The following is a 26,514-nucleotide window of genomic DNA, read 5'->3' as shown; positions in this document are numbered from 1 at the left end:
GGGTGTTGACGATGAGGTCGACCTCGCCGTCGTGGATGAGCTGGACGATGGTCTTCTCACCGTTCGGGCCGGTGCCCTCGGACTGCTTGCGCACCACGGTGGCGTTGATGCCGTTGCGCTTGAGGACCTCTGCGGTGCCGGAGGTGGCGAGCAGCTCGAAGCCGTGCGCGACCAGCTCGCGGGCCGGGAAGATCATCGACCGCTTGTCCCGGTTGGCGACCGAGATGAACGCCCGTCCCTTGGTGGGCAGCGGCCCGTAGGCACCCGCCTGCGACTTCGCGTACGCGGTGCCGAAGACCGAGTCGATGCCCATGACCTCACCCGTCGAGCGCATCTCCGGACCCAGGACCGTATCCACACCGCGGCCGGCCGGATCCCGGAAGCGGGACCATGGCAGCACGGCTTCCTTGACGGAGATCGGTGCGTCCAGCGGCAGTTCGCCGCCGTCGCCCTGGCGGGGCAGCAGGCCTTCGGCGCGCAGTTCGGCGATGGTCGCGCCCAGGGAGATCCGGGCGGCGGCCTTCGCGAGGGGCACCGCGGTCGCCTTGGAGGTGAAGGGCACGGTGCGGGAGGCGCGCGGGTTGGCCTCCAGGACGTAGAGGATGTCACCGGCCATCGCGAACTGGATGTTGATCAGGCCGCGCACGCCGACACCGCGCGCGATGGCCTCGGTGGAGGCCCGCAGCCGCTTGATGTCGAAGCCGCCCAGGGTGATCGGGGGCAGGGCGCAGGCGGAGTCGCCGGAGTGGATACCGGCCTCCTCGATGTGCTCCATCACACCGCCGAGGTAGAGCTCCTCGCCGTCGTAGAGCGCGTCGACGTCGATCTCGATCGCGTCGTCCAGGAACCGGTCCACCAGGACCGGCCGGGTCGGGCTGATCTCGGTCGACTCCGCGATGTAGGAGGCCAGGCGGGTCTCGTCGTAGACGATCTCCATGCCCCGCCCGCCCAGCACGTAGGAGGGGCGGACCAGGACCGGGTAGCCGATCTCGTCCGCGATCGCCTTGGCCTCAGCGAACGTGGTCGCGGTGCCGTGCTTGGGAGCGGGCAGGCCCGCCTCCGCCAGCACCCGGCCGAACGCGCCGCGGTCCTCGGCCGCGTGGATCGCCTCCGGCGAGGTACCCACGATCGGCACACCGTTGTCCTTCAGCGCCTGCGACAGACCCAGCGGCGTCTGCCCGCCCAGCTGCACGATCACACCCGCGACGGGCCCGGCCTGCTGCTCGGCGTGGACGATCTCCAGCACGTCCTCCAGCGTCAGCGGCTCGAAGTAGAGGCGGTCGGAGGTGTCGTAGTCGGTGGAGACGGTCTCCGGGTTGCAGTTGACCATCACCGTCTCATACCCGGCCTCCGACAGCGCGAAGGAGGCATGGACACAGGAGTAGTCGAACTCGATACCCTGCCCGATCCGGTTCGGACCCGAGCCCAGGATGATCACCGCGGGCTTCTCACGCCGGGCGACCTCGTTCTCCTCGTCGTAGGAGGAGTAGAAGTACGGCGTCTTCGCCGCGAACTCCGCCGCGCAGGTGTCGACCGTCTTGTAGACCGGACGGACACCGAGCGCGTGCCGGACCTCCCGCACGACGTCCTCCCGCAGACCGCGGATCTCGGCGATCTGCTGGTCGGAGAAACCGTGCCGCTTCGCCTCCGCCAGCAGCTCACCGGTCAGCTCGGGGGCCTGGGCCAGCCCGTCCGCGATCTCCTTGATCAGGAACAGCTGGTCGACGAACCACGGGTCGATCTTCGTGTACGCGAAGACCTCCTCCGCCGTCGCCCCCGCCCGGATCGCCTGCATCACCGTGTTGATCCGGCCGTCCGTGGGGCGTACCGCCTCGCGCAGCAGCGTGTCCTTGTCACCGGGGTCGCCGGTGAAGGTGAACTGGCTGCCCTTCTTCTCCAGCGACCGCAGCGCCTTCTGGAACGCCTCCGGGAAGTTCCGGCCGATCGCCATCGCCTCACCCACCGACTTCATCGTCGTGGTCAGCGTGGAGTCGGCCTGCGGGAACTTCTCGAACGCGAACCGCGGCGCCTTGACCACCACGTAGTCCAGCGTGGGCTCGAAGGAGGCCGGGGTCTCCTGCGTGATGTCGTTCGGGATCTCGTCCAGCGTGTACCCCACGGCCAGCTTGGCCGCGATCTTGGCGATCGGGAAACCCGTCGCCTTCGAGGCCAGCGCCGAGGAACGCGACACCCGCGGGTTCATCTCGATGACGATCACCCGGCCGTCCTCCGGGTTCACCGCGAACTGGATGTTGCAGCCGCCCGTGTCCACACCGACCTCACGGATGACGGCGATACCGACGTCGCGGAGGATCTGGTACTCACGGTCGGTCAGCGTCATCGCCGGCGCCACCGTGATCGAGTCACCGGTGTGCACGCCCATCGGGTCGAAGTTCTCGATGGAGCAGACGACCACGACGTTGTCGTGCTTGTCCCGCATCAGCTCCAGCTCGTACTCCTTCCACCCCAGGATGGACTCCTCCAGGAGCACCTCCGTCGTCGGGGAGAGCGTCAGACCCTGGCCGGCGATCCGGCGCAACTCCTCCTCGTCGTGCGCGAAACCCGACCCCGCGCCGCCCATCGTGAACGACGGCCGGACCACGACCGGGTAACCCCCCAGTGTCTCCACACCCTGGAGGACGTCGTCCATGGAGTGGCAGATGACCGAGCGGGCGGACTCGCCGTGCCCGATCTTCTTGCGGACCTCCTCCACGACCACCTTGAACAGGTCGCGGTCCTCACCCTTGTGGATCGCCTCGGGCTTGGCGCCGATCAGCTCCACGCCGTACTGCGCGAGGACCCCACTGTCATGGAGAGCGATCGCGGTGTTGAGGGCCGTCTGGCCGCCCAGGGTGGGCAGGAGGGCGTCGGGGCGCTCCTTGGCGATGATCTTCTCGACGAACTCGGGGGTGATCGGCTCGACATAGGTGGCGTCGGCGATCTCCGGGTCGGTCATGATCGTCGCCGGGTTGGAGTTCACCAGCACGACCCGCAGGCCCTCGGCCTTCAGGACCCGGCAGGCCTGGGTGCCGGAGTAGTCGAACTCGGCGGCCTGGCCGATGACGATCGGGCCGGAGCCGATGACCAGGACGGATTTCAGGTCGGTGCGTTTAGCCATGGGCCGGCTCCATCAAGGATGCGAAGCGGTCGAAGAGGTAGGCGGCGTCGTGCGGGCCGGCTGCCGCTTCGGGGTGGTACTGGACGGAGAACGCGGGGCGGTCGAGCAGCCGCAGGCCCTCCACCACACCGTCGTTGAGGCAGACGTGGGACACCTCGACCCGGCCGAAGGGAGTCTCCGAGATCCCGTCGAGCGGGGCGTCCACGGCGAAGCCGTGGTTGTGCGCGGTGACCTCGACCTTGCCGGTCGTACGGTCCTGGACCGGCTGGTTGATGCCCCGGTGGCCGTACTTCAGCTTGTAGGTGCCGAAGCCCAGCGCACGGCCGAGGATCTGCTGGCCGAAGCAGATGCCGAACAACGGGGTGCCGCGCTCCAGGACGGCCCGCATCACCGACACCGGGTGGTCGGCCGTCTCGGGGTCGCCCGGGCCGTTGGAGAAGAAGACACCGTCCGGGGCGACGGCGTACACGTCCTCCACGGTCGCCGTCGCGGGCAGGACGTGCACCTCGATGCCGCGCTCGGCCATGCGGTGCGGGGTCATGCCCTTGATGCCGAGGTCGATCGCGGCGACCGTGAACCGCTTCTCACCGATCGCCGGGACGACGTACGCCTCCTTGGTCGCCACCTCCTCGCACAGGTTGGCGCCCTTCATGTGCGGCTGGGCCCGCACCCGCTCCACCAGCTCGGCCTCGGCGGCGATCGCCTCGCCGGAGAAGATGCCGGCGCGCATCGAGCCGCGCTCGCGCAGGTGGCGGGTGAGGGCGCGGGTGTCGATGCCGGAGATGCCGACCACGCCCTGCCGCTCCAGCTCGTCGTCCAGCGAGCGCCTGGCCCGCCAGTTCGACGGCACGCGCGCGGGGTCGCGGACGACGTAGCCGGAGACCCAGATGCGGCCCGACTCGTCGTCCTCGTCGTTCCAGCCGGTGTTGCCGATCTGCGGGGCGGTCGCGACGACGATCTGACGGTCGTACGACGGGTCGGTCAGCGTCTCCTGGTACCCGGTCATGCCGGTGGAGAACACCGCTTCGCCGAAGGTCTCGCCCACCGCTCCGTACGTCCGTCCCCGGAAGACGCGGCCGTCCTCCAGGACGAGTACGGCCGTGGCGGGGCCGCCGGCGCTCATCGGTCGAGGCCGCATGCCGGGCGGCCGCCGCCGGTGTGCTCGGGCTGGGGCGCGCACTCCAGGCGGAACTGGGCCGCGGTGCGCAGGACCGCCTTCTCCACCTCGCCGCTGGAGTCGCCGCGGAAGCGGAAGCGGGCGCCGACGTGTTCGTAGCCGCCGACCCGCGGGATGACCTGGCCGACGGCGGGGACGACGGCGGCGTACGGTGCCTCGGCGGGGTCCTGCGGGGCGGGCAGTTCGTGGCTGATCACCCGGCAGGGGGCCGGGACGGGGGACGGTACGAGCAGCCAGCCGCCGGTGCGCCAGCGCTCGGGGACGGGCAGGTCGGGGGACCGGCCGAGCTGGATGTCGGCGGCGGCCCGCATCAGGTCGATGCCGTGCACCTCGCGCCAGACGAACGGGATCTCTGCGCCGCCGACCCGGTAGCCCGCCTCCAGGAAGCTGATCGCCGGGCGGCCGGCGGGTCCGGTGCCGACGAAGGCCTCCAGGTGGAACACCCACGCCTCGTTGCTGAGCGCGCCCGCGACCCTGGCCGTGAACTCGCCCAGTGCGGCGAGCAGCCCGGGGTCGTCGATCTCGACGGAGCCGAGCGCCTGGCCCTGGGTGAAGTCGACGCAGGTGTTGACGTAGCGGGAGGCACGCCAGGGGCCCAGGCGGTCGCCCGTCCACAGGCCGTCGATGTGGACGATGTCGTCGGGGCAGTACTCCTGCACCAGGCGCGGCTCGGGCGGCAGCGCGGCCAGCTGGGTCAGGTCGGCCGCCGAGGCGAGACGCAGCACGCCCCGGCTGGCGGTGCCGCGGCGCGGCTTGACCACGACGGGAAGGCCGTGGCGGTCGGTGAAGGCGCGTACGGCCTCTGCGTCGGGGGCGTCGGCGAAGCGGGGCGTCGGGACGCCGGCCTCGGCGACGATCCGGTTCATCGTCAGCTTGTCGCGGTAGCGGGCGAGTTCGGCCGGTGTCTGGCCGGCGCAGCCGAGGCGCTCGCGGACGGCGGCGGCGGTGTCGAGGTCGCCCTCGTTGAGGGCGACCAGCCGGGCCGGCGGGCCGAAGCGGGCGCGCAGGTCGGTGACCGCGCGCCACACCGCCTCCGTGTCGTCGGTGGCGGGGACCACCACGACGGCCGCGGCCTCGGCGGGCACGGAGTCCCGGGCCAGCGCGGTGGTGACGTAGCTGACGTGGTGGGTGCGGTGGTCCAGGTAGTCCTCGTAGCGGGCGTGGCGGTCCCGCCAGCGGTGCAGGATGACGACGTGGCGGTTCATGCGTGCTCCGTTCCGGTCGCCGCGAGGTCGCGGACGCGGCCCACGGCGTAGGTCGCCGAGACCACGGCGGCGCGTGCGGAGCCGAGGGCGTCGCGGCAGACGTCGAGGTCGGGCTCGGGCAGACCGGCCACGATGTCGGTGGCGCAGTCGATCAGGTGCAGAGCGGCCCGGATCAGCGGCTGCTCGTCGGTGTACCGCTCCTGGACGAGCCGCCGGGCGGAGTGCAGCTGGGTGACGGGGTCCGATACGGAGCTGCCCGTCGGGACGGTCGAGGCGATGGGGTTCACAGGCGGTTCCCTCCCAGTGGTCGGTCGGTGCGGGCCGGGCCTCGCGGGACGTCACGGCCAGGCGGTGCCTGGGCGTGCACGAGGCGGGCCGGACGGCCGGGCGCCGGCGGATGCGGGGCCCGGCCGCCCGGCCGGAGAAGCGGTCCGGTGCGGCGGACGGCGTGCTCAGCGCGTCTCGAAGCGGATCTTCGCGTTGACGGCCTCGGTCTTGGCGACGGCGTCGTCCGCGTCCCGGCCGGACGCGATGGCGTACCCGGAGACGCAGTCGGCGACGGTGAGCAGCGGCGGCACGGTCTCGCCGGCGCTCTTGCCGATCACCGCGGCCACCTCGGTGTCCCGGAACTCGTCCAGGTAGGGCAGGAAGACGTACTGGACCTCGCCCTGGGGGATCGTGCGCACCTCGTCGGCGGCGTCCTCGGCGACCTCGACGGCGGTGACCGTGCCGGGCTCGGGCGTGAAGAACCGTACGGCCGCGCCGCCCAGCGGCTCGGGCGAGGTGGCGGGCAGCTCGTCGATGCCGAGCGGCACGGTGAGGAACATCCGGTTCAGGTCGAGGCCGAAGGCGCGCCGGACCAGCTCGGGGGCGCCGCTGCCGGCCAGCCGGGCGTGCGATTCCAGGACCCGGGGGCCCTTCTCGGTCAGCACGAACTCGCTGTGCGAGGGGCCCTCGGTGAGGCCCACCGCGTCCAGCAGCTTCGGCGTCAGCTCGCGCAGTTCGGCGAGCCACGGCTTGGCGTACCGGCTCGGGGTGCTGACCTCCCACTCGACGTACCGCTCGTTCATGCGGTACTCGGAGTAGCCGATGGGCAGGTGGCGGCCCTCGTAGGAGAAGGAGTCGACGCTCACGACGGGGCCGTCGAGGTACTCCTCGGCGATGATGCCGGTGATGCCCGCCTCACGCAGCGCCTGCCAGGCCCGCTCGGCGTCCTCCGGGCCGTCCACGGGGTGGATGTGCAGGCTGGCCACGCCGTCGACCGGCTTGACGATGATCCGCTCGCCGACCTCGGCGCGGAACTCCGCTATGTCGGCGGCGCTCTCCACCATCCGGTAGCGGACCGGGCTCAGACCGTGCTTGTCGAGCAGTTCCCGGGTGAGCGCCTTGTCCTTGAGGGCGCGCGCGGTGGCCTCCGTGACGCCGGTCAGCCCGAGCGAGTCCACGACGAACCCGGTGGACTCGGCGGCCGGCTCGGTGGTGGTGAGCACCCGGTCGAAGGGCCGCTCGTCGTGCAGGGGCTTCAGCACGTCGAGGATGGCCTGCCCGTCGGCGATCGGGGCGTGCACGATGCGCTCGCAGTGCTCGGCGATGGCCGGGTCGTACGCGCCCTCCTCGTGGACGAGGACGACATCGATGCCGAGCTGCTTGGCGCCGGCGATCGGGGCCGGGCGGCCGCCGATGACGGCCACGCGGTAGGTGTTCATGGGATTCCCTTCGTGCGGGTGGACGGAAGCGGCCGGGCTCAGGCGGCGTAGCAGCGGCGCAGCCAGCGGGCCGTGGCGTCGGGGCGCGGGGTGAACGCCTTGCGGCGGTGCAGCACCCGGTGGTTGTCGAAGATCAGGAAGTCGCCCGTGTCCAGGACGAGTTCGGCGGCCGGGATCGTGGTCAGGGTGTCCGACCAGCTCTCCAGGGCGGTCCGGGCGCGGTCGGTGATACCGCTGGTGGTGCCGCGGTCGTAGCGGACGCGGTGGCGGCCGTTGCCGTCGGGCTCGATGACCGCGGCCTCGCGCAGCGGGCTGGTGGCCCCGCCGTCGTTGGAGGCGGGCGCGCCGACCTCGAACTCGGGCGTCTGCAGGATCTGCCGGGTCTCGGGGTCCAGGCGGACCATCACGTCGTCGAGCGCGGCGATCTCGGTGGGCACCTGCTCCTCGTTGCGCACCGCGTAGAACGTCAGGTACGGCGGGGTGTACAGGCGCGGGTCGGAGCCCGGCCGGCCGAACGGCTGGTGGGGGTTGTCGGAGTGCCAGAAGAACTCCGAGTCGGCCCCCCAGGAGCTGGTGGTGCCGCAGGCCGCCGGGTTGGGGACGACGTTGCGGATGAGGTGGCCGTCGTTCTCGTAGGCGACGGCGAACGGCGTGCAGCCGATCAGGCGGATCAGCCCCAGGTGGATGGCGTTGGTGACGGCCAGTTCCGGCTCGTTGCCGAAGCCGCTCACCGGGGTGTCGGGGAAGTTCTGCGTCGGCAGGTTGGACAGCACCAGGGCGTGCCGCGCGGCGGCGGTGAACACCTGGATGCTCTGCAGCACGTCACCGGGGAGGTGGCGGCTGAGGGCGTAGGCGCCGATGCCGGCGAGGATGGCGTCGTCGAGGTCGGAGTCCAGCCGGGTCTCCGAGACGCGTTCCGAAATCTCCTTGTCCAGCAGGTCCCGGACACTGTCGTCGATGTGGTGCCGGGCGAACTGGAGCAAGCTGGTCATCGTGGGTCTCCCATCGGTCGTGCGCACACCTGGCCGCTCGCCGTTCAGCGAGCCGGTGCCGGGGTCGGCGTGGTCCAGTAGGTCTGGGTGCCGGCGGGCCGGCGGCGGGCCATGGGGTCCTTGACGACCCGGCTCACCAGACCGGCGGGCGTCACGACCAGGCAGTAGAGGAGGAAGAGCAGGAAGGTGCGCATGGGCGGTCCGTTCTCCCGGCGCCCCCGCGGGGGCGCCGGGGTTCGTGGGCGTCGTGAGCGGCGGTGCGTCAGTCGAGCGGGATCTCGGCGCGCCAGTCGTGTTCCTCCGACCAGGCGGGCTGGGCGCTCTTCTCCAGCAGGAAGTTGCCGAGCGCGAGCATGTCGATGTTGGTCCGCATGAAGCAGGTGTAGGCGTCGTGCGGGGTGTTCACGATGGGCTCGCCGCGCACGTTGAAGGAGGTGTTGACCAGCACCGGGCAGCCGGTGCGGGCCTTGAAGGCGGTCAGCAGCCGGTGGTAGGCGGGGTTGCTGTGCTCGGTGACCGTCTGCACCCGGGCCGAGTGGTCGACGTGGGTGACGGCGGGGATGGTCGAGCGGTGCACCTTCAGCAGGTCCAGGCCGTTGGCGCCGGCGCTGTCGGCGTCGAGCCGCTGGGCCGCCGCGACCTGGGAGACCACGAGCATGTACGGGCTCTCCTGCGGCAGGTCGAAGTACTCGGTGGCGTCGGGGGCCAGCACCGCGGGCGCGAACGGGCGGAACGACTCACGGAACTTGATCTTGAGGTTCATGGTGGACTGCATGTCCGGGTTGCGCGGGTCGCCGATGATCGAGCGGGCGCCCAGGGCGCGCGGCCCGAACTCCATGCGGTCCTGGAACCAGCCGACGATCTTGCCCTCGGCCAGCCCCTCGGCGACCTCCTTGGCCAGCGTCTCCGGGTCCAGCCGCTGGTGGGGGATGCCGTGGGACTCCAGGTAGGCGGCGATCTCCTCGTCGTCGTAGCCGGGGCCGAGGAGCGAGCCGCTCATCGCGTCGCGCCCGGTGGCGGGGTGGTCGCGGCGCACCCCGCGCTCCATGGCGACGGCCTGGGCCGCGCCGAGCGCACCGCCGGCGTCACCGGCGGCCGGCTGGATCCACACCTCGTCGAAGATCCCCGCGTCGATGATCTTCCCGTTGGCGACGCAGTTGAGGGCGACACCGCCCGCCAGGCACAGCTTGGACTCGCCGGTGCGTTCCCGAGCGGTCCGCGCCAGCCGCAGGACGACCTCCTCGGTGACCGCCTGCACCGAGGACGCGAGGTCGAACTCGCGCTCGGTGAGCTGGCCTTCCGGGGGCCGCCGGGGGCCGCCGAAGAGCTTCTCGAAGCCCCGGCCGGTCATCACCTGGCCGCGCAGGTACTCGAAGTACCGCATGTCCAGGCGGAAGGAGCCGTCGGGCTTGATGTCGATGAGGTGCTCGCGGATGAGGTCGGCGTAGCGGGGCTTGCCGTAGGGGGCGAGGCCCATCAGCTTGTACTCGCCGGAGTCGACCTTGAAGCCGCAGAAGTAGGTGAACGCCGAGTACAGCAGGCCCAGCGAGTGCGGGAACCGCAGTTCCGCGAGCGGGGTCACCTCGGTGCCGCGACCGTGCCACAGGGTGGTGGTGGCCCATTCGCCGACGCCGTCGATGCACAGGACGGCCGCGGACTCGTAGGGGCTAGGGAAGAAGGCCGACACGGCGTGCGACTCGTGGTGCCGGCGCACGGACAGCTCCGGCACCCGGCCCAGGCCCAGGCCCTCCAGTTCGTCGCGCACCCGGTCGGCGGTGCGCAGCTTGCCGCCGGCGCCGAGCCAGGACGGCAGGGTGTCGCGGAAGGAGGCGAAGCCGGTCGGGGCGGCGCCGAGGAAGGTGGCCAGCACCCGGCGGAACTTCAGCCGGGGGTCCTCGTAGTAGGCGACGGCGGACACGTCGTCCAGCGTCACGCCCGCCTCGTCGAGGCAGTAGCGGACGGCCGCCGCGGGGAAGGAGGGGTCGTGCCGACGCCTGCTGAAACGTTCCTCTTGAGCGGCCGCGACCGGCACGCCGTCGGCGATCAGCGCCGCGGCGCTGTCGTGGTAGAAGGCCGACACTCCCAGGATCAGGTCAGACACCGCTGTGTTCCTCCACGGAATCGGGGGCGGGATGGGTTGCTTGCGATCGGGCGCGGGGCCTCGGGGGCGGCCCGGGGTCTCGGGCGGTACGGGTACGGGACGCAGGGGGCGGCGCGGGCCTCATCCCCGCCGGCCCGCGAGCCGTCCGCGGCGGGCGGCCAGCCGGGCGCCCACGCCGCTCGGCGGGTTCAGCGAGCGGTACCCCGTCCGCACCCGCTGCCAGGTCTCCGCACGGCCGCCGGGACCAGGGGTGTCGGGCAGGGCGGCCATCAGGGTGTCCACCGCGTCCGCGGCCCACGCGGAGTGACCGGTGGCGACGTTGTCGATGGTGTTGTGGATGTCGACGAAGCGCGTGCTGAAGCCGTACGCCTTCAGCGCCAGCCGGGCCCTGCGGTAGGTGCCGCCGACCCCCGACAGCTCCATCGCCAGGTTGAGCCCCAGCACCTCCGGCAGGAACGTCCTGGGGAACCTGCCGACGCACAGCCAGTACACCGGCAGTTCGAAGGACTCGTCCCGGAAGCCGTGCCAGCGGGCGAACTCCGGCGAGGCGGTGGGCGGCAGGTCGACGCCCATCTCCTTGAGCACGTCCCGGTAGATGAGCGGATGGTTCAACCGGGGCTCGCCATTGCCGAGTTCGTCCCAGTACGTCTCGAACAGCGAGTGCCCGATCTCCGAGGACGCCTGCTCGTAGTCGGTGAACCCCTGCAGCCAGCTGCCGTCGATCAGGGTCAGCGGCGCAGTCTGCACGGTGTCGTCCACCACGGCCTCCCGCGAGGGCAGCGGGACCTCCGCGTTCTGCTCGAACTCCGCCCCGTGCCGGTCGTGGCGCTCCTGCAGCCAGGGGCGCAGCCCCTCCCGGCCCCAGCGCGCCGGCAGCGGCATCGTCCGGTCGTCCATGCCGTGCGCCGACCTGGCCAGCCAGCCGGCGACGTAGCTCTTCGCCCAGGAGCGCAGCTCCGGGGTGTCGGCGCGGCGCATCAGCAGGTGGTAGGCCTCGCGTACGGAGGACGGCGCGCGGCCCGGGGCGCGGTGGCCGGCGCGGAGGGCGGCGGCCACCTTCACGGGGGCGGCCGGCGCGACCGGTGCGGCGGTCCGGCTCCCGGCGGGCTCCTCCTGCGGGGGAGTCGCCGGCAGGGAGTCGATCCACCGCCGGATGACGTTCAGGTCCTCCGGTGAGAACACCCGGAACATCGGCCCGCGTTCGCCGACCAGCCCCTTCACCAGCGCACTGGCGGAGGACCGCCCGGGCTTGACGAGCTTGCTGCGGGCCAGGGCGTCCAGCAGCGGACCCGCGTCGGTACGGCACTCGGCGAGCCAGCGGGCGAGGGGCTTGCCCTCCAGCTGGAACTGGTGGTGGTAGACGGCGCCCTCGCGGGAGCGCTGCCGCATCAGCTCCGCCATGTCGAAGGCGGGGTCACCGGCCGCGACCAGCTCGGCGTACAGCGCCTCGGACCACTCGACGAGCGCGCCCAGCGTCCCGGCGAAGCCCCGCCGCACCGCCTCGGCGGCCCGGTCGCCCTCCTCCGCGACCAGCTCGTCGACCAGGGCCCGGCACTGCCGGTCGGGCCGCTCCGCCTCCGCCTGCCGCGGCGCCGACGGATCCACCGCGTCCCAGTCGCACTCGGCCGGCCGGGCCCGTCTGACCATCGTCAGCGCGGGCAGCAGGCCGACCGTGCGCAGGCACAGGTCGGCGCCGAGCAGCTCGCCGCGGAACTCGTCCGGCCGCCTGCTCATCGCCAGCAGCAGGCCGGGCAGCACGAACGCGGACTCGGGTACCCGCTGGTCGCCGGTGAGCCGGACCGCCGGGACCGCGTGTTCGGCGAGCCGCAGCCGGCGCAGCAGTTCCAGGAAGGCGCTGCCGCGGGAGGCGTGCGGATGCCCGGCGCCCACGTCGTCGGCGTACAGCGCGAGGATCCGCAGCACCACCGGGACCTCGAAGTCGCCCGGGGCGCTCAGCCACTGCAGCCAGGCACCGGAGACGAGGGCGAGCGGGGCGCAGCCGAGCACGGCCCGGCGTACCAGCACCTCCTCGTGGCCGGCGGGCCGGCCCTCCTGGTGCCCGGCGTCGAGCAGACCCGTGAACCGCTTGCCCTCGGCCGCCGCCCAGTCGGCGGCCCGCACCACGAGGTCGTCGAGCGGACCGTCCGTGACCGCCGGACGGCCCAGCGCGGCGCGGGCCTCCTCGACGAATCCGCCGTCCGGCACCGAGGCCTCGGGGTCGGCGGCGTACGCGTACACGGCCCGGGCGGGGCCGATGTCGTCGTACATCCTTCTCCTTTCGAAAGACCTGTCTGCCGGGGAATTCGCTCAGAACATCGGGTAGATCGACGCGTCGTTCTTGCGGTTGGCGCGCTTCTTGCGCCGGAACAAAAGGTCTGCGAGCTTGCGCAGCAAAGACACGGGGAATCGCCTTCTTTCGCGGAAAAAGAGGAGTCAGGAAAGGCCGAGGGTCTCGGCGAGAATGCGGGCCACCAGGTCGTAGCCGTGGTCGGTGTAGTGCGCCCGGTCCACGTAGACCCAGTCCCGCTCGGTGACCGCCTCGGCGATGACCGGGTTGAGGTCGACGTAGCGGATCCCGAGCTTCTCGCAGCCGGCCTGGAGCTTGTCGGAGAAGGCGCGGGCGACCTCCCTGCGGGAGATGTCGCCGTACAGGGCCTCCCAGGTGCCCAGCTTGGAGATGCGGTCGATCTCGTCGAAGAGCAGCTGCTCCTGCGGCGCGTGCCGGTCCCGCATCCACAGCGCCATCGGCTGCAGCACGTACGTCAGCCGGGCCGACGGTCCGGCCAGCCGGCGCCAGCTGTCCAGGTGGCGCAGGGTCAGCTCGGCGGCGGAGTCGATGACGGCGGGGATGTCGCGGCGGACGTCGTCATGGGTGGAGATGGTGCGCCGGCGCTCGGCGCGGCGGCCGAGGAGCTTGCCGCCGGAGGCCTTGCGGTTGTTCTCGCGCAGCTCCTCCATCGCGTCGAAGTACTCGCCGCAGAACCAGAACGCGCCGTGGTCGCCCTGCTGCCACTCGGGCAGCCTGCCGACGGTGAGGTCGTTGAGCCCGGAGAAGACGACGATCTCCTCGATCTCGGGCAGCAGATGGCGGTAGAGGGTGAACAGCAGCAGTTCCTGCGTGGAGTTGTAGCAGCGGCCGCCGAAGTTGAGCCACGGCGCGGACGGCGCGTGCTTGCGCCACAGCTGCGAGGCGAGCGTGGTGGCGTCGCTGGTCGCGCCGATGCCGAGCACGGTGGAGCTGCCGGAGATCAGCCGCACCGGCCCGGCCGGCACGTGTCCGGCCGCGGAGGCCGTCTCCCCGTTCGGGCCGTGCGAGATCCGGAAGCCCGCCCGGTCGGTGTTGATGACGGGGGAGCGGTAGTCGGCGCGGTGGAAGTACATCAGGTAGGGCAGGTAGCGGGCCTCGCCGCGGTCGTCGAACCGCGTGTACTCCTGCATCTGCGGGGTCAGTTCGTCACGGTGGAGCTTCACGTTCGGGGCACTCCTCGGCTTTCGCGGATGAGGCGGATGAGGCGGATGAGGCGGACGAGAGTGAATGAAGGCGGAAGGGGGTTCAGGGGCGCAGCAGGGGGCCCCGGTGCAGCTTGTGCTGGGCCGCCTGGGCCAGCGGGCGGACCACGAGGCGGTCCACGTTGACGTGCTGGGGCAGCCCGACCGCCAGCGCGACGCACTCGGCGACGTCGTCCGCGGTGAGCGGGTGGTCCACGTTCTCGTAGACCGCCGCGGCCCGCTCGGCGTCGCCGCGCATCCGGTTGAGGGCGAACTCCTCGGTCCTGACCATCCCGGGCGCCACCTCGATCACCCGGACGGGCTCGCCGCACAGCTCCAGCCGGAGCGTCTCGCTGAGCGCGCGCTCGGCGTACTTGGCCGCGCAGTAGCCGCCGCCCCCCTCGTACGCGGTGAAGGCCGCGGTGGAGGTCACGGTGACGACGGTGCCGCCCCGGCCGGCGCGCAGCAGCGGCAGCAGGGCCTGGGTCACGCGCAGGGTGCCCAGCACGTTCACGGAGTACATCCGCTCCCAGTCCGCCGGGTCCGCGTCGGCCACGGACTCCGCGCCCAGGGCGCCGCCCGCGTTGTTCACCAGGACGTCGCAGGAGTCGAGTCCGGCGGCGAAGCGGCGTACGGCCTCGTCGTCGGTCACGTCCAGCGCGTACGGTCGGGCACCGGTCTCCTCGGCGAGTCGCCGCAGCCGCTCCGTGCGCCGCGCGACGGCCACCACCTCGAAACCGTCCTTCGCCAGCCGCCGCGCGGTCGCCGCGCCTATTCCGCTGCTCGCCCCGGTCACCACGGCCTTTCCGGCCACCGGCGCCACCGCCTTTCTCTCGTCCCGCATTCGATGCGGCCGAGGATTCCCCGGCTTTTTCCGGAGACCGCCCTCGGTCGTTTTCCTCGTGCGGTGAAAGCTTTGCCGCTCGGCGACGCCTGTTGAACCCCGCTCATTGTTCGGGAACCGGCAATGCGGGAACCTGCAGGGCGGACAAAAGAACGGCCCGGGTGCGGGACCCGGGCCGTCGGAGGGGGCGGAGCGCGGTGGCTCCCGGGGGAGCGTGGCGGCTCCTGGGGGGGAGCGCTCCTCAGTCCTGCCGTACCGGTGCGGGTTCCCCCGTACCCCGGTAGGCGAACCAGGGCAGGAAGAACTGCGTGACCGGTCCGACCAGCAGGGCGTACAGCAGGGTGCCCACACCGACGGTGCCGCCGAGGAGCCAGCCCGCGGCGAGCACGGCGGCCTCCAGCAGGGTGCGGACCCTCCGGATGGAACCCCCGGTCAGCGAGGAGGCGCCCGTCATCAGACCGTCCCGGGGGCCGGGGCCGAGGCGCGCGCCGACATAGACGGCGACGGAGAACCCGTTGAGCAGGATGCCCGCCGCCAGCAGGCAGATCCGGCCCGGCAGGCCCAGGTCCGCCGGGATGAGGAAGAGGCCCAGGTCCGAGGCGCACGCGAGCACCACGACGTTGGCGAACGTGCCCAGGGTCGGCTTCTGCCGCAGCGGGATCCAGGTCAGCAGGACCAGGACGCCCACCAGGGCGCTGAGGGTGCCGAAGCTCAGCGACGTGTGGCGTTGCAGGCCCTCGTACAGCACGCTCCACGGGTTGACGCCCAGGGCCGCCCGGACCAGCACGGACATGCTCAGCCCGTACAGCGCCAGCCCGGCGAGGAGCTGGGCCAGCCGACGGGCCGGACGCTCGGTCAGGGGCAGGTAGGTGAGGGGCGGCACGGTGCGCACGCTCCCCGCCTCACCACGCCCCCGAGAGACGAGTGCTGTGCTCGCGTGTCCCATGTCCGCCCTCCGGTTCCACGGCATTCCCTGCCACCGGGGCGATTCTGTAAGGTCATTGCCCGGAACTCGATGACCAATTCCCGGAGAGTGGTATGCCCGCAGCCCCCTGGTCCGGGCCGGTGGTCCGGTGAGCCACGTGGAACGGAACGTCAGCGGCCGGCAACTGGCCGGGCTCCTCCCGGACCTGACGGGGCTGCGCCCCGCGTACCGCCATCTGTCCGAGGCCATCGGCGCCCTGATCCTCGACGGCCGGGTGGCCCTGCACGCCCGGCTGCCCGCCGAGCGGGAACTGGCGACCGCGCTCGGTGTCAGCCGGCCCACCGTCACCTCGGCGTACGACCTGCTGCGCGTCCACGGCTTCGCGCACAGCAGGCAGGGCTCCGGCACCTGGACGGCCCTGCCCAAGGAGACCGTGCCCAGCAGGGTCACCCGGGCTCTGCCCGCCCCCGACACGGCCATCGACCTCGCCCGGGCGGCACCCGGTCTGCCGCCCCACGTCCTGGACGACGCCCTCGCCCGGGTGGCGCCCTCGCTGGCCCGGCACAGCCGCAGCCCGGGGTACGACCCGTTCGGGCTGCCCGAACTGCGGGCGACGATCGCCGAGCGGTACACCCGGCGGGGCCTGCCGACCCTCCCCGAGCAGATCCTGGTCACCTCCGGCGCCCAGCACGCGCTCACCCTGGTCCTCGGCCTCCTGGCCGCCCCCGGCGACCGGGTGATGGTGGAGAACCCGTCCTATCCGAACGCCCTGGACGCCGTCCGCCGGGCCCGCCTGCGCACCGTGGCCGTCCCGGTGTCGGACGACGGCTGGGACGTGGAGATCACCGAGTCGGCGCTGCGCCAGGCGGTGCCCCACCTGGCCTTCCTCATCCCGGACTTCCACAACCCGACCGGCCTGCTCATGCCCGACGAGGCACGCGGCCGGGTATTGACGGCCGCGCACCGCGCGGGCACCTGGCTCGTCGTCGACGAGACGCTCACCGACCTCGCCCTCGACGTCCCCGTTCCCGCGCCGTTCGCCTGCCGGGCCACGCCCGAGGCGGCGAGCAAGGTGATCACCGTCGGCTCGATGAGCAAGAGCCACTGGGGCGGGCTGCGCATCGGCTGGCTGCGCGCGACCTCCCAGCTCGTGACGGAACTCGCCGCGCAGCGCATCGCCACCGACCTCGGCGGCTCCGTGCTGGACCAGCTGCTCGCCCAGGTCCTGCTCGAACGCGCCGCGGAACTGCTCCCCGCGCAGCGGGAGCGGCTGCGGGTCCAGCGCACGGCACTGGCCGAGGCGCTGACGGCGCACTTCCCCCGCTGGACCTGGCGGCTGCCGCCCGGCGGTCTGTCCCTCTGGGTCGACCTGGGGGAGCCCGTGGCGGCCGAACTGGCCGAGCGCACCCTCGCCTACGGGGTGCGGATCGAGGGCGGCGGACTCTTCGCCACCGACCCCGGCGTCTTCGCGGGCCGGCTCCGGATCCCGTACACCCTGCCGCCGGAGGTCCTGCGCGAGGCCGTGCAGCGGATGGCCTCCGCGGTGGCCGACGGGCTGACGCCGGCGCCGGCCCGCCGGCGGACGCGGTGGGTCGCCTGAGGTCCCGTCGGCGGACGCGGTGGGTCGCCTGAGGTCCCGTCGGGGTACGTGCCGGGCGCCTGAGATCCCACCGGCCGTGCGGTGGGCCGGCTGAGGGCGCACCGGCGTACGCGGGGGACCGACCGCCTCAGGCCCCGCTCGCGCTACGCGGAGGCCCCGGAGGCCACCGGAGCGGACTCGTCCCGCTCCGCGGCCGGCCGCAGGACGCGCACCCGGACCTCACCGCCGTACGACCCGGTGTACCGGCTCGCGTCCGGATCGTCCGCCGCGGTGAACAGCTCCATCCGGAGCGGAGCCGCCGGGCCGCCTTCGTCGGCCGTCTCCGGGTACGACAGCAGGAGCGCCGGATCGGCCAGGAGGGGCCCGCCGAGGACCAGGTCGGCGCTGTCGTCGCCGCGGTGCGGATGGACCGTCTGGGACGGCACCGGCCGGAAGCCGAGCCGGGTCTTGAAGGCGAACAGCCCGGCCTCCACCACATGCCCGTACAGATTGGGGTCGTTGCCGAGGCTGACCCGTCCGAAGCCCAGCTCGCGGGCGTGCCCGATCGCCGCCATGTACAGCACCCGGGCCAGGCTGTGCGACCGGGACCGCTCGTCCACCGCCGAGAACCGCAGCCGTACCAGGTCCGCCTCGGGCAGCCGCTGGCTCAGACAGGCACCGACCAGCGTGCCCGCCTGCCGGGCGCACACGGCGTAGAGATCGGCGGCGGCCTCCCTCAGCTGGTCGCGCTGCTGCACCGCGACGGGCAGCGCCTGACGCATGCGTGCCATCTGCCGCTCGTACAGGCCGAGGAACTCCTCCAGCAGCGGCTCCGTCAGCGGCAGCACCTCGACCCGCAGGTCCGACGCGGCGGCATGGCGGCGGGCCGCCTGGACGCTCTGCCGCTCCTTGCGGTGCAGGCCGCGCAGGAACTCCTCCTCCGAGACGCGGGTGTCCGCGATCCAGGTCAGCCAGCTGGGCTTGGGCAGGAACCCGGCCGCGCGCAGAGCCGGCCGGTCCGCCGCGGGCGGGTTGCCGACGCGGACGACCGCGACCCGCCCCCGCCAGGTCTCCCAGTCGGTCTCCAGCGCCTCCCGGACGCTGACGACGGCCACGGGGAGACCGTGGGTGTCTTCGATCTGCATGGTGGGCCTCCGGATCAGTCGGCGGTGCCGCCGGGCGCGGCCGCGAGGGTGCGGTGGCCGAGCAGGCGCCTGCGCGAGAGGACGAGGAGCACGGTCAGGTAGAGGGCCTCCACCCCCGCGCAGAAGGCCAGGGCCGTCCCCACCCCGTCCTTCAGCAGGTAGGACGCGCCGGCCAGCGTGGGCGCGGCCAGCCCGGAGGCCACGAAGAGCCGCAGCGAGGCGACCCGGCCCAGGACATGGGCGGGGGAGCGGAGTTGGAGCGCCGTCATGAGCAGGGTCTGCGACGAACCGGCCGCGAAGCCCACCGCCACCACGCAGCCCACGGTCCCCACCACGCCCACGTCCCGGATCAGCAGCAGGAACGCGCCCAGGAGCACGGTCATGGACAGCACCACCAGGCGCAGCGTCCGCTCCGGGGACTGCGAGCGCCAGGGCAGCAGACCGGAGAGCATCACACCGGCCGGCAGCGCGGAGTTCACCACCGCGAGGGTGAGCGTGCTGCCGCCGAAGCGGTCGTCGACCAGCGGGACGATGACCAGGGTGAACAGGTACACGGCGACGTAGTCGCCCGAGCACAGCAGGATGTGCGTGATCAGCCCGCGCTGCGCCCGCAGTTCACGCAGCACCCCCGTACGGGCCCGGGCCGCCGCGCCGCCCCCGGTGCCCCGCGCCGACAGGTCGGGCAGCGTGCCCAGGATGAGCGCCGCCGCCCCGAAGGACACCGCGAGCACGCAGAAACCCCAGACCGGCTCCAGGTACAGCAGCAGGGTGCCGGCCGGCGTGCCGAGCAGCGTGCCCGCCTGGAACGCCGCGTTGATCTTGGCGTTCAGCGCGGCGAGCCGCTCCTTCCCGGCCAGCTGCGGCGCCAGGGTGAACATGGCCGCCCGGTAGAAGGCCTGGACGACGCTGACCAGCGCCGCCCCGCAGATCAGCGGGACCGCGGGGGAGTCCAGCCGGGACACGGCCGCCTCCAGGGCGATGGCGGCGCAGGCCGCCGCCTCGCTGAGCACGGCGAGCCTGCGCGCGCCGAGCCGGTCCACCACGTACCCCGCCACCAGCTGCACGACGGCGGCGATGGCGAAGTTCGAGACGAGGACCAGGGCGAAGTTCGACGCGCTGCCCGTGAGCCGGTACAGCACCGCGGCGACCAGGGCGTTGTTGCCGGCCAGCGCGATGTTGACGAAGAGCACCGCCGTCGGCACCTTCACCAGGACGGTGCGCGGCCCCGGCAGGGTGCGGTCCGCGCCGGCCCGGACGCTGGTGCCGCTCATCCGGTCACCTCCACGACGACGTCACGGGCGGCGGCGAGGGCCGCGTTGAGCGCGAGGTTCGCCGACCCGGCCCGGGTGCGGATCTGGCCGACGGCACCGCGGTAGTCCCCGGCGGCGCGGACCTCGTCGCCCGGGGCCGCGCTGCGCACCACCTGGACGACGTGCGGGCCGTCGCCCGCCTCGGCGAGCCCGTGGACCCGGCTCAGCCGGCCGGCCCGGGAGGCGTAGACGGTGACCGTGCTGGAACAGTTCCCGTTGTGCCGGGGCTCGGCGACGGGCCGTCCGAGGGCGGCCGAGCACAGCAGCTCCGGGAACGGCACCGTCAGACAGTCGTTCATCATCAGCGACAGCAGTCCCCCGCCCGTGCGGGCGTTGACCTCCACGACGACGGCCTCGTCACCGGCGGTGAGGATGAACTCGGTGTGCAGCATGCCCTGGGCGATCCCGGTGGCGGCCACCAGGGTCTCGACCGCCGCCCGCATCCGGGCCTCCGCCCGCCCGGGAACCCGCACCGGGAACGTGTACGACACCTCGCAGAACGCCGGACGCGGGCCCAACTGCCGGTCGGTGACCCCGAGATGGCGGCACGTCCCGTCCGTGACCAGCGTCTCCAGGCTGTACAGCGGCCCGCTGACGTATTCCTCGGCCATCAGCTCGCCGTCGAGGTAGAGGTCCCCGGCCGTCAGGGTGCCGTACGCCGCCACGGCCTCCTCCGGAGTCCGGCACAGCAGCACGTCGAGGCTGCCGGTGCCGCGGGCGTTCTTGAGGACGACCGGACGGCCGGTGTCCTCGGCGAACGCCCGGACCTCGTCCGCCGTGCGCACCTCGGCCCAGCGCGGTGAGGGGATGCCCAGCTTCTCGTACAGCTCGCGGGCGCGCCGCTTGTCCCGGAAGGTGCGGACGGCCTCGACCGGGGCGAAGGGCGCGCCGATCGCCTCGGCCAGCGCGGCGGCGAAGAGCAGGTGGCGGTCGGTCGCGCAGACCACGCCGGGCCGGCCGGAGACGGTGTGCTCCCGTGCCGCGTCGAGCAGTGCGGCGGGGACCGCCTCGCCCTCGGTCGTCCCCACGACGTACAGCCGGCCGCGCTCGGCGAGCCCGGGCAGCACGTCCGCGCCCGCCGCACCCCGGTACTTGGCCGGGTCGGTGGTGACCAGGGCGGCGTCGATGCCCTCGGCCACGGCCCAGGCGAGGGCGCTCAGCCCGCTCCCGGTGAGCGGTGCTTCCACAAAGAAGATCATTCGGGGGTTCCTCGGCCTGACGCGGTGACGGTCCCGGTGGACCGTGCGGGAAGGGGGGTCGGGGCCGGGTGCTCGTAGGCGCCCAGCACCCGGTCGCTCAGCAGCCCCAGCGAGCTGAGATTGGCGAAGCCCGGGCCCTGGGCCAGGCCCGCGAGGCCCGGGATGTGCAGCCGGGGCCGCAGCCCGCGCAGGGCCAGCGACGCGTCCACCTCCCGGGCGAGGGCCGCCTCGTCCCGGAGGGAGACACCGAGGCCGGCCTCCACCTCGCCGGCGGAGGCGTCGTCCAGCAGGGCGGTCAGCCGGTGCAGGGGGGAGCCGCCGGTGCAGTTGACCACGAGGTCGTAGTCGCCGCGCAGCACCTCGCCCGGCTGGTCGACGGTCACCCGGATCCGGCCCGACGCCCCCGGGCCCACGTACCGGATGCGGCCCAGCACGAAGGAGACCCCCCGGGCCCGGGACAGCTCCTCCAGCGCCCGCGGGGAGATCACTCCGCGGTCCGTGCGGGAGATGAAGTCCCGCCGGTCCCGCTCGGGCAGCTGCGGCCAGGCGGCCGTCTGCGGATCGGAGTAGACCCGGTCCTCCACGAACGACTCGGCCCGGGAGCGCGGCAGGTACGGGGAGACGATGGACACCGAGACGTCCTCGCCGAAGGTGCCGGCGACGTACAGCGCGTACGACGCCGCGCTCTCCCCGGCACCGACCACGCAGATCCGGCTCCCGGGGCGCAGCGAGAAGGAGCGGAGGAGGTCGCGGGGGCCGGCCGGGGTCAGCAGCCGGTCGGTCACCTGCGGGTGGTGCGGCAGGGAGCCCGGTACGGCGTGACCGGTCAGGACGAGCCCGTCGAACGGTGTCTCGTGCCGGGGGCCGCCCTGGGCGCGGTGTTCCAGCACCCAGCCGTCCGGCCGGTACCGGAGGCCGGTGACCTCGGCGCGGCGGACGCGCACCCCGGTCACCGCCCTGGTCAGCACCCACTTGAGGTAGTCGGCGAACTGCCGGTGGGTGGGGGAGGGCAGGCCGGCGTCGATCCACTGCTGGTAGGACCCGGTGTCGATCAGGTGGCTCTGCCAGGAGAACGCCTGCATCCGGGCGTCGATCTCCTTGCCGTCGGCCCCGAACCGGACCGTACTGCGGTACGGGAAGCCGACGTCCTTCTCGGCGCGCGTGCCCAGCCGCTCGGTGCCGCTGGTCCAGCCGGCCCGTCCGGTCCAGTGAGCGGCGATCTCGTCGCGCTCGTAGATCCACAACTCCAGGGAGGCCAGGCCGAGTTCGTTGAGGACGTGGGCCTTCGCGGCGAGGGCGGCCGCCTTGGGGCCGGCCCCGACGACCGCGACGCGTGCGCGGGGCGCGGTCACGCCGGGTCCTCCGCGCCGAGCGACAGGGCGAGGTGGTGGCAGTCGAAGTGGAAGCCGTTGCGCAGATACGCCCGGTGCGCGGCGTGCCGCTGGTGGCCGGTGTCGAGGTGGAACTCCTCGCAGCCCTCCTCGCGCGCGATGTCCTTCAGGGCGCCGAGCAGGCGGCTGCCGACGCCGGTGCCCCGGGCCCCCTCGTCCACGACCAGGTCGTCCAGGTAGAGGATCCGGCCCCACGCCATCGTGTGCAGCACACGGAACCCGGCGGCGCCGAGCACCGAGCCCTCGTGCTCCGCGTACACGATCCGGTAGCCCTCCGGGCGCTGCCTCGCCCACCGCGCGAGGAACTCCTCCTCGCCGGTGAGGTGCGGACGCAGCTGGACGAAGAGGGGCCAGCACCGGCGGACGGACTCCTCGTCGCTCGCGAAGCGGACATCGGCGGACATGGACACACTCCTGGTCGGCGGAGAAGGGGCAGTGGGCGAAACGGTCAGTCCAGGCAGACCGTCAGGCAGAGGCCGATGCTGTTCCTGGCCTCGCCGAGCACGGTGATGCCGCACTCGGCGCAGAGGTCGGCCAGCGCCTGCCGGGTGAAGGACTGGGACTGGAAGGCGTCCCCCGAGCGGAAGACGACACCCCCGTAGGGGCCGGGGTGTTCCTCCAGCGGGCTGATGCCGCACGCGGTGTAGTAGTCCCGGCGCAGGTCCGTGGCCGCGGCGAAGTCGTGGAACACGGACAGCACCGCGATCCCGCCGGCCTGCCGCAGGCCCCTGAGCAGCGCCTCGGGGGACGGGAAGTTGCCCAGGAGGTTGAACGGGAGCAGCAGCAGGGGCCGTCCGCCGTCCAGCTCGCCGAGCCAGTCGGCGCACCGCATGGCGTCCCCCACCACGGCACGGGCCCGGTCGTGCAGCCCCTCGTCCGCGATCCGGCGGCGGACCCGTTCCACCGCGGCCGCGTTGACGTCGATGCCCAGGTAGCCGACGCCCGCGGCCCGCGCCACTTCGAGGGACCGGCCGTCGTAGCAGCCGAGTTCGACGAGGGTGGCGCAGCCGTACCGGGAGGCCGCCCGGTGCACCGCGAGGCTCTCCATCTGGAGGAACGCCAGCAGCCCGTCGGGGAAGTGCGCGGCCCGCATGATGGCGGAGGCCCCGTGCTCCTGGTAGAACACCACGTTGCCCGGACCGGTTCCGGTTCCGTCGCCCGGTGCCGTGAGGCTCGCTGAGGTCACGCCGCGCCTCCCTGCCGACACGTGAGGACCGCCTGAGCCGCGTGCGTGGCCATGCCCGCCGCGAGGCGTACGCCGGACCCGTGCAGCCCGGTCACCGCGAACACGGCGTCCGCGGGGGAGAGCCGGAGCAGACGCGGGGTGGCGTCCGGGGTGTAGGTGTCGGCGAAGACCCTGCCGCGGGTCACCTCCCAGGCACCCGGTCCGACGACCGCGTCGAGGAAGGCGGCGGCCCGGGCGAGGACGTCCGCGGGCAGCGGCTGCTCCTCGGGCGGCACGTCCCACACGTCGTGCTTCACACTCATCGCGTACGCGCCACCGGACACCGGGAAGAGGAAGATGCCGTCCTCGGCCGAACCGACGCCGTACCGGACGGCGGCCGGCCCCGAGAGGGCGACCCGCAGCCCGTACACCCGCTTGGTGCGGACCCCGGCATTCGGCGCGGCCGGTGCACCGGCGGACCCGGACCCGGACCCGGACCCGGACCCGCGGACGGACGCGGACCCCGGCACGGCAGCGGATCCAGGCTCGGCGCCCTGCTCGGATCCGCGCGGGGACCCGGGCGCGGACAGCAGCGGGGATCCCGGCAGCCAGGGCCCGAGGGCCAGTACGCACTGCTCCGCGCGCCACTCCTCGCCGTCGGCGGTGACCGCCCGTACGCCGCCGTCCGCGGCGGGCGCCAGGTCCGTCACGCGCCGGCCCTCGGCCAGGCGCACGGACGACCGCGCGGCCAGCCGCTCCACCAGCGCGGCGGTCAGCAGCCCCGGGTCGATGACATGGGCCTCCCCGGCGAGCGCGGTCGCCCCGGCCGGCAGCCGCCACGCCCCGCCGGCCGGCCCGGCCACCGGGCGGGCCGGCGTGACCAGCGTCTCCTCCAGATGGGCGGCGGCCTCGCGGCTGCGCACCAGCCAGGCGAAGGGCAGCGGGGTGCGGGGGCCGGGGGCCGGCGCACCGGCCTGGAACTCCTTCCACCACTGCCGGCCGGCCTCGACCAGCTCGCGGTGGAACGGCGTATGGGCGTACGGGATGTCGACGGCGCCCGCGTACCCGGTCGCACCGCTTCCCCAGCCGTGCTGTTCCAGCACGGTGACGCGCAGCGCCGGGTCGTGCCGGGTCAGCACCTCGGCCAGGGTCAGGCCGACCACGCCCCCGCCGACCACCAGGACGTCCTGGACGTTCACAGTTTCTTCCACCACATGCTGAGCACCACGAGGTCCTCGGAACCGTCGTTGGTGAGGGTGTGCTCCGAGTGGGGCGGCGCGACCACGCGGGAGCCGGGGATCAGCCCGATGCGCTCGCCGTCGACCAGGCAGTACCCGGCGCCGGACTGCACCGCCCAGGTCTCCTCGCTGGCGTGCCGGTGCGGCTCGGTGGTGGTCCCGGGCGCCACCTTGAACACCATGGCCCCGTAGGCCAGGCCGTCCTGTTCGGTCTCGATCTCGCCGGAAATCACGACGTCCACGGGTTGCTGTCCTTTCACTTGTGCAGGGAGGCCGGCAGACACGCGTTGAGCTGGCTGCGCGTGAGGGTGCGCAGCCGGGGCATCCCGCCGCGCGGCGTCACGTGCGGCGGACCGTCCGTCAGCGCCGCCACGTTCGGGCCGCCGGACTGCCCGGCCGCCTCCCACACCCGCTGCGCCGTCGCGGGCATCACCGGTGCCGCGAGCAGGGCGAAGCCGAGCAGCCAGGCCGCCGCCGCCTCGGCGGTCGCGGTCAGGGCCGGAGCGCAGTCGAGCCACTGCTCCACGCAGGACCAGGCGGCCGCCAGGTTGAAGGTGTCCGGGTCGAGCATCCCGGTCTGGTGGGCGAGGGTGCGGGTCAGCGCCTGCACGACCTCCGGGGAGGGCGCGGTGGCGCCGTCCGCCGGGAGGCGTTCGGCCGCCGCCGCCAGCGCGTCGCCCACCCGGGCCCCGACCTCGTTGTGGAAGGACAGGAACTCGTCGGCCTGGAACGCGGACCGGGTGAACTCGGGGTTGCGGAAGCACAGGTAGGCGCGGGTGAGGTCGGACTCCGCCTGCCCCAGGGAGACGATGTCGCCGCCCCAGATGACGTGCCCGCGACTGGTGGAGAACTTGCTGCCCTCCAGGTCGTAGAAGTAGTTCACCAGCAGCGAGTCGACCGGCTTGTACGTCTTCTGGCCCAGGCCGCAGCCGACCGCGCCGACCATGAACGGGATCGCGTTGTCGATGCCGAAGGAGATGACCGTACGGACCCCGGAGTCCCGCTGGAACGGGTTCTGTTCGGAGCCGGTGATCTCCTTGTAGCGCTCGCCGGCCACCAGGTGGCAGCCGATCAGCAGCGCCGAGTAGGAGAAGATCACCTGCCCGGGCGAGACGCCGTCCTCCTCCCACGGGATGCCCCACCGGCTGGGCACGGTGAGCCGGATGGAGGCGCCGTTCACCGCCATGTACCGGTCGGCGATCGCCAGGAAGTCCGGCCGCTTGCAGATGGCGGCGAGCGCCTCCCGCAGCCGCTCGGGGCCGCCGGGCAGGTCGAGGTAGAGGGAGGCGATGTCGTCGAGGCGCAGCTCCCCGTCGAAGTGCGCGGTCGCCGGGTCGATCATCTGGGACGGCGAGAAGTGGCCGCCGCAGGACTCGCAGAAGAAGCCGACCAGCGGCTGCGCGCAGTGCGGGCACCTGCCCTTCAGCCAGCCGCTCACCACGGCCTCGTCCACCCGGGGCCGCAGCGAGGTGCTGTGCGCGCCGGCGGCCTCGGAGTCGAGCACCGGCATGGGCTCGGTGCGCACCGCCGTGCTGCCCGACTCCACGATCTCGGTCAGAAAGTCCCGGTTCACCTCGGTGTACCGCTGCGCCCAGGCCTCGTCCAGCGGGTTGAGCAGGTCGTCGTAGGCGATGTCGAGGGCCGCCAGGTCGCCCCGGATGAGGTGGTGGTTCCGGTTCGCGACCTCCTCCGGGGTGACGCCGTCCTGGTGCGCGCGGACCAGGACGTGCGACTCGTGCGCGTCGCTGACGGAGATCATGGTCGCCCGGCCGCCGCCGCGCAGGACGTGCCGGCGCAGCACGTCCATTTTCAGCAGCGGACCCGCGATGTGCCCGAGGTGAGCCCGCCCGTTGGGCACGAGGCACACCGGTGTCAGGAAGAATTCTTGGCCTTCGAGAGAGAGGGGACCCATGGTCGGCTGCCTCGATGT

General features: G+C 73.0%; 22 protein-coding genes. 1 reads left to right on the top strand and 21 read right to left on the bottom strand.

All coding sequences use genetic code 11. The features are described from left to right. From carB to yczE, 12 genes are all read right to left on the bottom strand, one after another. The coding region (gene carB / locus IEZ20_RS31500; RefSeq protein WP_189304989.1) for a carbamoyl-phosphate synthase large subunit at nucleotides 1–3,118 on the bottom strand (3,118 nt) is incomplete at its 3' end. Next, entirely contained in the window at nucleotides 3,111–4,241 is a 1,131-nt protein-coding gene (carA, locus tag IEZ20_RS31495; RefSeq protein ID WP_189304987.1) for a glutamine-hydrolyzing carbamoyl-phosphate synthase small subunit, read from the bottom strand. The genes carB and carA, both read right to left, overlap by 8 nt. Next, nucleotides 4,238–5,500, bottom strand: a complete 1,263-nt coding sequence (locus IEZ20_RS31490; RefSeq protein WP_189304977.1) for an ATP-grasp domain-containing protein — start codon at nucleotides 5,498–5,500, stop codon at nucleotides 4,238–4,240. Before IEZ20_RS31490 ends, carA begins: the two co-directional genes overlap by 4 nt. Continuing rightward, nucleotides 5,497–5,787 carry a hypothetical protein gene (locus IEZ20_RS31485; RefSeq protein ID WP_189304975.1) on the bottom strand — a complete coding sequence of 97 codons (291 nt, stop codon included), beginning with the start codon at nucleotides 5,785–5,787 and terminating at the stop codon, nucleotides 5,497–5,499. Before IEZ20_RS31485 ends, IEZ20_RS31490 begins: the two co-directional genes overlap by 4 nt. 165 nt (nucleotides 5,788–5,952) lie before the next feature. Continuing rightward, nucleotides 5,953–7,206, bottom strand: coding sequence for an ATP-grasp domain-containing protein (locus IEZ20_RS31480; protein WP_189304973.1), 1,254 nt, complete (start codon nucleotides 7,204–7,206; stop codon nucleotides 5,953–5,955). A 38-nt stretch (nucleotides 7,207–7,244) separates the two neighbouring features. Beyond that, complete coding sequence (locus IEZ20_RS31475) at nucleotides 7,245–8,198, bottom strand: TauD/TfdA family dioxygenase (protein ID WP_189304971.1); 954 nt, start codon at nucleotides 8,196–8,198, stop codon at nucleotides 7,245–7,247. A 44-nt stretch (nucleotides 8,199–8,242) separates the two neighbouring features. Continuing rightward, entirely contained in the window at nucleotides 8,243–8,392 is a 150-nt protein-coding gene (locus IEZ20_RS31470) for a hypothetical protein (protein ID WP_189304969.1), read from the bottom strand. Nucleotides 8,393–8,460: 68 nt separating this feature from the next. Beyond that, nucleotides 8,461–10,299, bottom strand: a complete 1,839-nt coding sequence (locus IEZ20_RS31465; RefSeq protein ID WP_189304967.1) for a carbamoyltransferase family protein — start codon at nucleotides 10,297–10,299, stop codon at nucleotides 8,461–8,463. Nucleotides 10,300–10,419: 120 nt separating this feature from the next. Further along, entirely contained in the window at nucleotides 10,420–12,567 is a 2,148-nt protein-coding gene (locus tag IEZ20_RS31460; RefSeq protein WP_189304965.1) for an iron-containing redox enzyme family protein, read from the bottom strand. Nucleotides 12,568–12,732: 165 nt separating this feature from the next. Further along, the gene (locus IEZ20_RS31455; protein ID WP_189304963.1) at nucleotides 12,733–13,770 is read right to left on the bottom strand and encodes an SGNH/GDSL hydrolase family protein; all 1,038 of its coding nucleotides are present in this window, start codon (nucleotides 13,768–13,770) and stop codon (nucleotides 12,733–12,735) included. Nucleotides 13,771–13,852: 82 nt separating this feature from the next. After that, a complete protein-coding gene (locus IEZ20_RS31450; protein ID WP_189304961.1) occupies nucleotides 13,853–14,632 on the bottom strand; it encodes an SDR family oxidoreductase in 780 nt (259 codons plus the stop codon). 241 nt (nucleotides 14,633–14,873) lie between these two features. Continuing rightward, entirely contained in the window at nucleotides 14,874–15,524 is a 651-nt protein-coding gene (gene yczE / locus IEZ20_RS31445; RefSeq protein ID WP_189304959.1) for a membrane protein YczE, read from the bottom strand. 190 nt (nucleotides 15,525–15,714) lie between these two features. Here yczE and yczR point away from each other — a divergent pair, with 190 nt between their 5' ends. Continuing rightward, the gene (yczR, locus tag IEZ20_RS31440) at nucleotides 15,715–17,157 is read left to right on the top strand and encodes a MocR-like transcription factor YczR (RefSeq protein ID WP_229896362.1); all 1,443 of its coding nucleotides are present in this window, start codon (nucleotides 15,715–15,717) and stop codon (nucleotides 17,155–17,157) included. 143 nt (nucleotides 17,158–17,300) lie between these two features. On the opposite strand, the gene IEZ20_RS31435 is transcribed toward yczR, so the two are convergent. From IEZ20_RS31435 to IEZ20_RS31395, 9 genes are read right to left on the bottom strand one after another with little or no spacing between them, the layout of a single operon-like run. Further along, complete coding sequence (locus IEZ20_RS31435; RefSeq protein ID WP_189304957.1) at nucleotides 17,301–18,281, bottom strand: GNAT family N-acetyltransferase; 981 nt, start codon at nucleotides 18,279–18,281, stop codon at nucleotides 17,301–17,303. A 14-nt stretch (nucleotides 18,282–18,295) separates the two neighbouring features. Beyond that, nucleotides 18,296–19,552 carry an MFS transporter gene (locus IEZ20_RS31430; RefSeq protein WP_189304955.1) on the bottom strand — a complete coding sequence of 419 codons (1,257 nt, stop codon included), beginning with the start codon at nucleotides 19,550–19,552 and terminating at the stop codon, nucleotides 18,296–18,298. Beyond that, on the bottom strand, nucleotides 19,549–20,790 hold the full coding sequence (locus tag IEZ20_RS31425) for an ATP-grasp domain-containing protein (RefSeq protein WP_189304953.1): 1,242 nt from the start codon (nucleotides 20,788–20,790) through the stop codon (nucleotides 19,549–19,551). The genes IEZ20_RS31430 and IEZ20_RS31425 overlap by 4 nt, the downstream gene beginning before the upstream one ends. Then, nucleotides 20,787–22,142 (bottom strand): SidA/IucD/PvdA family monooxygenase, encoded by a 1,356-nt coding sequence (locus tag IEZ20_RS31420; protein ID WP_189304951.1) that lies wholly within the window; start codon nucleotides 22,140–22,142, stop codon nucleotides 20,787–20,789. The genes IEZ20_RS31425 and IEZ20_RS31420 overlap by 4 nt, the downstream gene beginning before the upstream one ends. After that, complete coding sequence (locus tag IEZ20_RS31415; protein ID WP_189304949.1) at nucleotides 22,139–22,585, bottom strand: GNAT family N-acetyltransferase; 447 nt, start codon at nucleotides 22,583–22,585, stop codon at nucleotides 22,139–22,141. Before IEZ20_RS31415 ends, IEZ20_RS31420 begins: the two co-directional genes overlap by 4 nt. 44 nt (nucleotides 22,586–22,629) lie before the next feature. Beyond that, nucleotides 22,630–23,367 carry a class I SAM-dependent methyltransferase gene (locus IEZ20_RS31410; protein ID WP_229896361.1) on the bottom strand — a complete coding sequence of 246 codons (738 nt, stop codon included), beginning with the start codon at nucleotides 23,365–23,367 and terminating at the stop codon, nucleotides 22,630–22,632. Next, on the bottom strand, nucleotides 23,364–24,545 hold the full coding sequence (locus IEZ20_RS31405) for an NAD(P)/FAD-dependent oxidoreductase (RefSeq protein ID WP_189304947.1): 1,182 nt from the start codon (nucleotides 24,543–24,545) through the stop codon (nucleotides 23,364–23,366). Before IEZ20_RS31405 ends, IEZ20_RS31410 begins: the two co-directional genes overlap by 4 nt. Then, nucleotides 24,542–24,826 carry a cupin domain-containing protein gene (locus IEZ20_RS31400; protein ID WP_189304945.1) on the bottom strand — a complete coding sequence of 95 codons (285 nt, stop codon included), beginning with the start codon at nucleotides 24,824–24,826 and terminating at the stop codon, nucleotides 24,542–24,544. The genes IEZ20_RS31405 and IEZ20_RS31400 overlap by 4 nt, the downstream gene beginning before the upstream one ends. A gap of 14 nt (nucleotides 24,827–24,840) precedes the next feature. Continuing rightward, entirely contained in the window at nucleotides 24,841–26,496 is a 1,656-nt protein-coding gene (locus IEZ20_RS31395) for a class I tRNA ligase family protein (protein WP_189304943.1), read from the bottom strand. Between the last annotated feature and the right edge of the window lie 18 nt (nucleotides 26,497–26,514).

The organism is Streptomyces cinerochromogenes (genome assembly GCF_014648635.1).
Taxonomy (GTDB): domain Bacteria; phylum Actinomycetota; class Actinomycetes; order Streptomycetales; family Streptomycetaceae; genus Streptomyces; species Streptomyces cinerochromogenes.
Note: the sequence above shows the minus strand (reverse complement) of the source record. Positions and strands in the feature narration are given on the sequence as shown.

Excerpts from the sequence above, each read along its gene's own strand:
- IEZ20_RS31470 (WP_189304969.1), bottom strand. The coding sequence starts at position 8,392 with ATGCGCACCTTCCTGCTCTTCCTCCTCTACTGCCTGGTCGTGACGCCC.
- IEZ20_RS31430 (WP_189304955.1), bottom strand. The coding sequence starts at position 19,552 with ATGAGCGGCACCAGCGTCCGGGCCGGCGCGGACCGCACCCTGCCGGGG.
- IEZ20_RS31475 (WP_189304971.1), bottom strand. The coding sequence starts at position 8,198 with ATGACCAGCTTGCTCCAGTTCGCCCGGCACCACATCGACGACAGTGTC.
- carA (WP_189304987.1), bottom strand. The coding sequence starts at position 4,241 with ATGAGCGCCGGCGGCCCCGCCACGGCCGTACTCGTCCTGGAGGACGGC.
- IEZ20_RS31450 (WP_189304961.1), bottom strand. The coding sequence starts at position 14,632 with ATGCGGGACGAGAGAAAGGCGGTGGCGCCGGTGGCCGGAAAGGCCGTG.
- IEZ20_RS31415 (WP_189304949.1), bottom strand. The coding sequence starts at position 22,585 with ATGTCCGCCGATGTCCGCTTCGCGAGCGACGAGGAGTCCGTCCGCCGG.
- IEZ20_RS31395 (WP_189304943.1), bottom strand. The coding sequence starts at position 26,496 with ATGGGTCCCCTCTCTCTCGAAGGCCAAGAATTCTTCCTGACACCGGTG.
- IEZ20_RS31425 (WP_189304953.1), bottom strand. The coding sequence starts at position 20,790 with ATGATCTTCTTTGTGGAAGCACCGCTCACCGGGAGCGGGCTGAGCGCC.
- IEZ20_RS31490 (WP_189304977.1), bottom strand. The coding sequence starts at position 5,500 with ATGAACCGCCACGTCGTCATCCTGCACCGCTGGCGGGACCGCCACGCC.
- IEZ20_RS31435 (WP_189304957.1), bottom strand. The coding sequence starts at position 18,281 with ATGCAGATCGAAGACACCCACGGTCTCCCCGTGGCCGTCGTCAGCGTC.
- IEZ20_RS31460 (WP_189304965.1), bottom strand. The coding sequence starts at position 12,567 with ATGTACGACGACATCGGCCCCGCCCGGGCCGTGTACGCGTACGCCGCC.
- IEZ20_RS31480 (WP_189304973.1), bottom strand. The coding sequence starts at position 7,206 with ATGAACACCTACCGCGTGGCCGTCATCGGCGGCCGCCCGGCCCCGATC.